This is a genomic window from Mesorhizobium sp. M7A.F.Ca.CA.003.01.2.1, from assembly GCF_003998945.1.
Lineage (GTDB): Bacteria > Pseudomonadota > Alphaproteobacteria > Rhizobiales > Rhizobiaceae > Mesorhizobium > Mesorhizobium ciceri.
Genome location: NZ_RZRA01000121.1, coordinates 1 through 8,410 on the forward strand (window position 1 = coordinate 1; position 8,410 = coordinate 8,410).

7 protein-coding genes are annotated in these 8,410 nt (G+C 61.6%); 2 read left to right on the top strand and 5 right to left on the bottom strand.

All coding sequences use genetic code 11. The features are described 5' to 3' along the window. The 5 genes from EN969_RS07705 to EN969_RS07725 all read right to left on the bottom strand — a co-directional run. A partial coding sequence (locus tag EN969_RS07705; protein ID WP_164758174.1) for a D-glycerate dehydrogenase occupies nt 1-933 on the bottom strand: 933 nt, incomplete at its 3' end. A 13-nt stretch (nt 934-946) separates the two neighbouring features. Next, nucleotides 947-2,152 (bottom strand): aminotransferase class V-fold PLP-dependent enzyme, encoded by a 1,206-nt coding sequence (locus tag EN969_RS07710; RefSeq protein WP_063168886.1) that lies wholly within the window; start codon nt 2,150-2,152, stop codon nt 947-949. 55 nt (nt 2,153-2,207) lie between these two features. Beyond that, nucleotides 2,208-3,074, bottom strand: a complete 867-nt coding sequence (gene purU / locus EN969_RS07715; RefSeq protein WP_013529881.1) for a formyltetrahydrofolate deformylase — start codon at nt 3,072-3,074, stop codon at nt 2,208-2,210. After that, nucleotides 3,071-3,964 carry a methylenetetrahydrofolate reductase gene (locus EN969_RS07720; RefSeq protein WP_013529880.1) on the bottom strand — a complete coding sequence of 298 codons (894 nt, stop codon included), beginning with the start codon at nt 3,962-3,964 and terminating at the stop codon, nt 3,071-3,073. The genes purU and EN969_RS07720 overlap by 4 nt, the downstream gene beginning before the upstream one ends. A gap of 143 nt (nt 3,965-4,107) precedes the next feature. After that, nucleotides 4,108-5,364 carry an aminomethyltransferase family protein gene (locus EN969_RS07725; RefSeq protein WP_013529879.1) on the bottom strand — a complete coding sequence of 419 codons (1,257 nt, stop codon included), beginning with the start codon at nt 5,362-5,364 and terminating at the stop codon, nt 4,108-4,110. 844 nt (nt 5,365-6,208) lie between these two features. On the opposite strand from EN969_RS07725, the gene EN969_RS07730 reads away from it, so the two are divergent. Both EN969_RS07730 and EN969_RS07735 read left to right on the top strand, forming a co-directional pair. Continuing rightward, entirely contained in the window at nt 6,209-6,712 is a 504-nt protein-coding gene (locus EN969_RS07730) for a response regulator transcription factor (protein ID WP_032809607.1), read from the top strand. A gap of 317 nt (nt 6,713-7,029) precedes the next feature. Further along, nucleotides 7,030-8,410, top strand: a 1,381-nt coding sequence (locus tag EN969_RS07735; RefSeq protein WP_245441328.1) for a DUF5801 repeats-in-toxin domain-containing protein, incomplete at its 3' end; no start/stop codon positions are given.

Here is an 8,410-nt window from a genome sequence, read left to right on the forward strand (position 1 = left end):
GCCTTCGAAGAAGGCCGACAGATTGTCGATCACCCGCATGCCCATTGCGATGCGCGTTTCGCTGGTGGCGCTACCCAGATGGGGCAGCAGCACGACATCTTCACGCTCCGTCAAGGCGCGCGGCACGGACGGCTCCGTCTCGAACACGTCGAGCCCGGCACCAGTAATCCGACGCTCACGCAGCGCCTGGACCAGTGCGTCCTCATCCACCACATCGCCACGCGCGGTGTTGATCAGGAAGGCTGATTTCTTCATGCGGGCAAGACGGCGTTCGTTGATGAGGCGGGTGTTTTCGCCACCGCCCGGACAATGCAGCGACACGAAATCCGAGGCCGCCAGCACCTCGTCCACAGTCGCCAGCTGCCGCGCCGGCATGCCGGGGTGGGGAACCGGCCGGCTGTCGAAGAAGACGACCTCCATGCCGAAGCCGAAGTGACAGCGCCTGGCCATGGCCTGGCCGATCCTTCCCATGCCGATGATGCCGACGGTCTTGCCGCTGACCTGGGTGCCGCAGAGATGCGTCGGCCGCCAGCCGGTCCATTTGCCGGAGCGCAGCTCGCGCTCGCCCTCTCCGGCACGGCGCGCGCACATCAAAAGCAGCGTCATGGCGAGATCGGCGGTGGCATCGGTCAACACGGCGGGCGTGTTGGTGACGATCAGCCCTGCTGCGCTGGCGGCGGCAATGTCGATGTGGTTGAAGCCGACACCGAAATTGCCAAGTATTCTTGCCCTGACCCCGCCTGCAAAGAGATCCGCGCCAAGCCGATCGGTTACGGTCGGCAGCACGGCATCGGCAAGCAGCAGGGCCTGGCGAAGCTCTTGTTGCTCATAGGGCCGATCGGCTTCATTCAGCGTGACATCGAAATGGTCGCCAAGGCGCTGTTCGACCTCATGCGGCCAGCGCCGGGTAACGATTACCTTCGGTTTGCTCATGGCTACGATCCTCTCAAGCCGCGCGTTCGTGCCGCGGCTGCAAGGTCCGGCCGATCTCGGCGCGGTACCATTCCTGCGCAGCGGCAACACCGGAGCCGGCCTCGATTCGGGCTCCGGCGTCGCGTAACGACATTTCCGCCGAGGCCAGGGCGGCGAGGCACATGACCTCGTTGAGGTCGCCGAGATGGCCGATGCGGAACACGCGGCCAGCCACCTTGCTGAGGCCCGCGCCGAAGGATGTGCGATATCTGGAATATCCGTTGGCGATGACCTGTCTGGCATCGACATCCTCGGGGACGACGATCGCCGAAACCGTATCCGACCACCATTTTTCCTCGTTGGCGCAGAGCTTTAGTCCCCACGCATGCACGCCGCGGCGCACACCTTCGGCGAGCCGGTGGTGCCGGGCAAAAATCTGCTCCAGTCCCTCGGCAAAGATAAGGTCGAGGCTGGCTCTCAGGCCAAGCAGCAACTGCGTTGGCGGCGTATAGGGGAAGAAGCCGGTCTTGGACGAAGCCTGCATATCCTCGAAGCTGAAATAGCAACGCTCCATGCGCGACTGCTTGTGCGCTTCCAGACCCTTGGCGCTCACCGCCAGGATGCCGAGACCGGCAGGCAGCATCAGCCCTTTCTGCGAACCGGTGATGGCGAGGTCGACGCCCCATTCGTCCATCCGGAAATCGATCGAGCCGATCGAACTGACGCCGTCGACGAACAGCAGCGCATCGTGAGCCGTTTCGTCGAGCGCGGCACGCACGCCGGCGACGTCGGACGTCACGCCGGTCGCGGTCTCGTTGTGGGTGGCGAATACCGCCTTGATCTTGCTGCCCTTGTCGTCGCCCAGCCGTTGCCGATAGGCGTCGAGCGGAACCCCCTCACCCCATTCGACATCGATGCAATCGACCTCAAGTCCAAGGCGCTCGGCCATGTCGACCCACAGGTGCGAGAACTGGCCGAAGCGCGACATCAGCACCCGGTCGCCGCGGCTGAGCGTGTTGGAGATTGCCGCTTCCCAGGCGCCGGTGCCTGAGCCCGGAAAGATGAAGACGCTGCCGGTTTCGGTCTTGAAGATCTGCTTCAGGTCGCGAAACAAGGGCAGCACCAGTTCCGGAAAATCCGGTGCGCGCATATCCTGCATCGGCACGTTCATGGCCCGCCGCACAGCGTCGGGAATGTTGGTCGGACCCGGGATAAAGAGATGCGCCGTTCCATTTTTCATGATCTGGTTCTCCTGTTGATATGAGCATCGCCACACACGGGTCGGTGTTGCCGCCTTACGCGAACACAACCGTTTTTCGTCCGTTGATCATCACGCGGGCTTCGAGGTGCCGTTTGATCGCACGCGCCAGAACGCGGCTTTCGATGTCACGGCCGGCCGCGATAAAATCCTCGACGCTCATGGAATGCGTTACCCGCTCGGTTTCCTGCTCGATGATCGGCCCCTCGTCGAGTTGGGCGGTCACATAGTGAGCCGTGGCGCCGATCAGCTTCACTCCGTGCTCGAAAGCCTGGTGATACGGCCGCGCGCCCTTGAAGCTTGGCAGGAACGAATGGTGGATGTTGATGACCTTGCCGAACAGGCGCCCCGCGAGGTCGTCGGAATACACTTGCATGTAGCGAGCCAGGACGACGAGGTCGGCGCCGACGTCCTCGATCACCGCCAGTATCCGGCCTTCCTGTTCCTGCTTGTTCTCCTTCGAGATGGGCAAGACGTGGTAGGGAATGCCAGCCCATGCCGCAGTTTCGCGGCTGTCTTCGTGGTTGGAGATGATCGCTGCGACCTCGGCTTCGAGCCAGCCAACACGGATCTGGTAGATGAGGTGAAGCAATGCATGGTCAAACTTCGAGACCATGATGACGATTTTCGGCCGACGGCTCCGCTCAAGCAGGCGGCTGCTCAGGCCGAAGCGATCCACCACAGGCGCAAGTCCCTTGGTGATGGCATCGGCAGACACCCAGGCGGGCGCCGAAAAGGCAATGCGCATGAAGAAACGGTTCGAGGCCCTGTCCCAATGCTGGCTGCTTTCAGCAATGTTCGTGCCAAGGTTGGCGAGTTCGGTCGTCACTGCCGCTACGATCCCGGCCTGGTCTTCGCAGGACAGCGTCAGAATGAACGACAGTCGAAGCGCTGCACAATTCATCGTTCGTTGACCCGCGGCCAGCACGCCTCGCGATAATCGGCGAACCAGGCAAGCGTCTTTTCCCATCCGCCGAATGGGAAGAAATGGAGGTGTAGTGGCGCGGTCGGCGCCGGGTAGCTTGCCGCCATGGTTTGTAAGATCTCGGCTGGGTTCCGGTCGGCCACGATGTTGAAGAGGCCGCTGGCGGAACGCCGCAGCGCCGCGATCGAAGGGCCGACACCGCACATCATGGCGAACCGGATGAGTTTGGTAAGGCTGGTCACACCGGCCAGACCAACATGAACCGGCAGCCCGGGATGCGCCGTATGCAGACTGCTCGCCCAGGCGGCGATCATGTCGCCATCGAAGGCGAATTGCGATACGACCCTGGCTTCCAGCGACCGCTCGGCACAGATGTCGAGCTTGCGCCGCAATGCGTCCGTCAGCACGGCTTCGACGATGCTTGGATGCCCTTCCGGATAGCCGGCAACGAAGGCGGTTCGTATCGCACTGTCTTTGACCACGGGATGGGCGAGCAACTGGGTTGCCTCTCCCAACGGCCCCGGAAAGAGAGCCGGATTGCCGCCAAGAAAGAGCGCTTCGCTTATCCCGTTTCGACTGTGGGCGGTGACAAGATCGACATAGTCCTGCTCCGAATTGAAGTTCCGCGCGCCCAGATGTGGCACCGGCACAAAGCCCAACTCCTTGATCCGGCGCGCTGCTTCGATTTGCAAAGCCTCGGGCTTGCCGGGAAGGTGAGTAAGAAAGACGCGCGAGCCAAGCGGGAAGCAGTCGGCTGGTGGCGCAAAGGTGCGTGCCTGCGCCGGTGCCAGTTCGATCGACACCTCCGCGTCGAACACAAATGTAGCCGAACCTCGCGTCTGGATAAGCTCTTGGCGCATGTCGTTCATGATCTTTCCAGGTCTCTCCCGACCAGCTTCACGATTTCGCGGCACCGTAGGCCGCGGCAATGGGAGCCGGGCAGACCAGCTGCCCGGCTTGTCGTCACGGGAGGATGCAACGACAGGACTCTCAGTTCTGAAACAGCGTTTCGCTACCCGTTGGCGGCGCGTTTGAGCGACAGGAACGGCAGCCCCACGACACGCGCCCTGACATCGGCCGCCACGCCATCCTTGTTCCACTTCAGCGTGAGCTCGGTGCCGGTCTCGGCGGCCTCACGCCGCAGATGGCCGAAGCCGATCATCCTGCCGGTCGAAGGTGACCAGGCGACGCTGCTGGCGTGCCCAACTTCCTTCCCGCCGCGAAAGGCTTTCAGCGGATACCACTGCACGCGCCGCAGATTTCCGGGCGCATTGCTCTCAAGCCCCTTGCCGTCGAGGGCTTGCGACCAGTCGATGTCGAGCCCGACGAGCTGGCGATGGTCACCCGTGTTCGACATGCGCTGCAGCGCCGCCTTGCCGATGAAATCGGCCTTGCGAAAGTCGACCAGCCGGCCCAGGCCGAGGTCGAAGGGCGACGCACGATACTTTCCAGCTGCCTGAATGCTGGCGCCGCCATGGTCTGGGCCGGCACTTGTATAGTCGTAGCCAACGATCAGCAGCCCGGCTTCGAGACGTGCTATGTCGAGCGCCCAGGCGCCGGCAGGAAGGATGCCAAAAGGCTTGCCTGCCGCCTCGACCGCGTCCCACACGGCGGCGCCGTCATCCGCCTTGACCCACAATTCATAGCCATGCTCGCCGGTAAAACCCTGGCGCAGGATCTCGACCCGTCTGCCGGCAATTGTGACGATGGCCAAGCGAGAGAACGGCAATTCCTGCACGGACTGGGTGACAGCCTCCAGCACTTCGCGGGAACGCGGTCCCTGCAAGGTGAGGATGCCGTAGCTATCGGATATGTCGGTGACACGGACGTCGAGGCCTTCGGCATGCTGCTTCCACCAGGAAAGGCCGGGATCGGCGGAAACGCGGAAGGTGGTTTCGTCCATGCGGAAAACCAGACCGTCGCCGACGACATGGCCGTTCTCGTCGCACCACGGTGCATAGTAGATCTGGCCGACCTGCAGCTTCTTGATGTCGCGCGGGATGAGCGCATCCATCATCCTCTCGGCATCCGGACCGGCAATGACATATTTCGACAGTGGTGACATGTCGCCCATGGCCACCCTGTTGCGGATAGCCGCCAGTTCCTCGACCATATCGGAGTAGCAATCGACGACCATGTTCCTGTCCCAGCGCATCCAGAGTGCGTTCTGGTTCAGTGGCGCCGTCCGTTCGACGAAGGGCGTGCCGCGAAAGGCGACATGGGCATCTGCCACCACGCTCAGGCCGGACGTGAATTTGATGTCGTTCATTCCAGGTCTCCTCCCAGTCGCAAGGCACTTTGCTGCGACATTCGACGACAACGGGTGAAGAACAGCGCACCTCGCGCCATGGAAACGAAACCATCCAAGCGCAGACCGCAGGGACGGCTTCCTGCGAGCAGCAACCCGCTCAGTCAGATGTCTCTTGCCTCATCCGTATCTTGGGTGAGACTTTCACTTCGCAGCGTTTTTCGGAATGCCCCCGGTTGCCGACGGCATACCCGCAGTTCAACCTGAATATTTGAAGCCGCCGTCGGATTGCTTTCGCTGTCAGCCTTCACCGGCAAATGCTCGCTTGCGGTCGACCAGGTAACGCCGTCTCACCGCACAAGCTCGGCCCGTTCAGCCGTAGCATCGAAGCCTGAATTGGCAGCTCGACGCGTGGGGGGAAAGGCGGTAGCGCGCTGGCGCTAGCAAATTTCTCACCCAGGAGTGCGGTGAGACGTCCGGCGATTTCGACTTCGATTCCGCGGATCCACGTGCAATCGAAACGCTGGCATTTCAACCAAGTCCAGCATCGCCTCCGCAGAATCGTCAGCCGGCCTGCTACGCTGCGAGGGAGCCCGCCGGTCCGTCGTAGATTATAGCAATATGTATATTAGCTATTCCTTGACAATCGATGTGGGCTCTGGTTTCCTGATTTTACGGGTATTTAACCAAGTTCGTTGCGTTTTTTACGGACGGTGTTCGCATGTCAACAGTGGTTGTCGCGGACCCGCGGGGGGTATATCTCGCCGGTCTGGAATGGGTGTTGCAGAAGGCTGGACACGATGTTGTCGCCCAGTGTCGCCGCCCTGTGGACGTTCTCGCTCATGTGGAGCGCCATCAGCCTGATATGGTCATCGTAGGCGTGGATCTCGCGGATCAGCAGACATCAGGTCTTTCCTCACGGCTGAAGGCCGGCAACAGCGCTCTCGGCATCATCTTCATCGTGCAGCCAACCGGCAGGCTCGATGTCAGGGAAATACAGACGCTCGACGTCGATGGCCTGTTTCTGGACGGCATCAGCCACCGCTTTCTCATCGAATGCGTGAATGCGGTGGCGGCGGGCAAGAAGTGGATCGACAACAAGATCGTCCAGCAGCTGCTGATGCCCGGCTCGCAGCCGCAGCCAATGTCCCGGCTGACCGGGCGGGAGACCGAAATCGCCGATCTCGTCTCGCGCGGGCTGCGCAACAAGACCATCGCGCAGCGGCTGCATTTATCCGAAGGCACGGTGAAGATGCACCTGCATCACGTCTACGAGAAGTTGCACCTAGGCGGCCGGGCGGAACTGGCCTGGATGACGCACGGCAAAGCCGCCGAGCGTCCGGGAATGGGCCGAACCGGCCTGCTCTGAACACTCTCCACTCGCACCGACATTGTACGCACGGCAACGGCCGCAGAGCCGTCTGGCGGCATCTGGCGCGTGCCTGCGCGACCTCCCCGCAGCGCCCGTCAACCTGACCTATCGAAGGATATATATCGTTCGATCAGGTGCGGACATTGACCGCAATACTATCGAAGCGGGAATGGACGCGCCCTCTGCGCCGGCGGCACAATGAAATTGGAGGGGCGCATTTCAGTATGCGACCGGCTGCACCGGGGTAGGTGCATTTCCGGCATTAGGGGCTGCATCCCTTTTCCAGAGAGAATTTTGAACCAAGGAGAATCTCCATGGCACTCGACATCTTGACCCAGGACATCGTCCTCGACGAGACCACCGGATTTACGGACGATGATATCAATCCGGCCATTCCGCCTTACGATACCAACCCCACGGTGCAATATCTCCTAAGTCTCGACGATCCGGGTGGGCTGACCTCGCCGGAGGTCGCCTTCCAGGCCAACTTCGTCGTGGCCTCGGCGAGTGCGGGAGAAACCATCACCTCGGTCGTTCTCTCCCAGAATCTCACCGGAACCCCGTTTTCCACCACCGTCGGCGTCAACAGCGGCATTCAGACGGTCGATGGCAATTATGTCTGGCTGTTCAAAGACGCAGACCCGCCCCATGCAAACGTCGTAATCGGTGTCATCGGCACCTCTGACCCGTCGGCCGCACCGGCCGCAACCGGCCCGCTCGCTTTCTCGTTTGGGCTGGTCAGCACCAGCGCCACCAATGCGGACCTGTACACGGTCGAGTATGTGCCGTTGCTCAATCCGGACGCGACCAATCCGGACGATCGTATCGGTTTGACCAACAAGGTGTTCGCGTCGGTCACCGGCACCTCCGTGGCTAGTTTTCTGGGCTCAGCCGCCGCGCCCGGCAACAATGATTTCTATCTGATCAATTCGGCCAATGACGCTTCCAAGCAGCTGCTGGTAATCGGTTTGAACGGTGGCAGTGCCAACGTCAGCGAACAGGGCTTCGGCATCAACAACCAGAGCATCAATCCGAACGAAACGCTGCAGGTCGATTTTGTCACCGGCGGTACCCTGAACGCAGGGAGTGCGTCGCAAATCCAGTACGGCAACCACATCGAGACCATCACGCAGGCCGGGTTCACGATCAGCCAGATCACACCTTCCACTCCGACTGCGCGTGTGGACGTCACCGTCAGCGCCTTCAACAATACGGGCAACGACCAAGGCACGAACTTCTTTGACGGCACCACGACCAGCCCCGTGGATATCACCGGCATCAAGTTGACGGGTACATCGGGGTTTGCGTCCGTCATCACTGTCGATGGCACCTATGCGACCGGCAGCGGCAACATCACCGTCACCGGGCTCAGCGGGACCGGAAACGCCGTCACCATCACCGGGCTCGACAACACCACCACCGTCGATATCACCACCGGCAGCCCAATGGATCGGCTGACGGTCAAAGGGGTCGATGCAAACGAGGGGTGCGACATCTCCGAGTTCCATTTCTCGGCGACGAGCACCAACGCCTATAGCGAAGAGGTCGGCTCCCACATCAACTTCGACGATGATGGCCCGAGCATCTCGACCACCGGCGCCGAGCCGACGCTGACCGTCGACGAGTCGGTTCTTACCACCAACGACACGCAGAGCTTTGCCGCCAACTTCAGTTCGGGCTTCGGCGCCGACGGGG

Excerpts from the sequence above, each read along its gene's own strand:
- EN969_RS07710 (WP_063168886.1), bottom strand. The coding sequence starts at position 2,152 with ATGAAAAATGGAACGGCGCATCTCTTTATCCCGGGTCCGACCAACATT.
- purU (WP_013529881.1), bottom strand. The coding sequence starts at position 3,074 with ATGAATTGTGCAGCGCTTCGACTGTCGTTCATTCTGACGCTGTCCTGC.
- EN969_RS07720 (WP_013529880.1), bottom strand. The coding sequence starts at position 3,964 with ATGAACGACATGCGCCAAGAGCTTATCCAGACGCGAGGTTCGGCTACA.
- EN969_RS07725 (WP_013529879.1), bottom strand. The coding sequence starts at position 5,364 with ATGAACGACATCAAATTCACGTCCGGCCTGAGCGTGGTGGCAGATGCC.
- EN969_RS07730 (WP_032809607.1), top strand. The coding sequence starts at position 6,209 with ATGGTCATCGTAGGCGTGGATCTCGCGGATCAGCAGACATCAGGTCTT.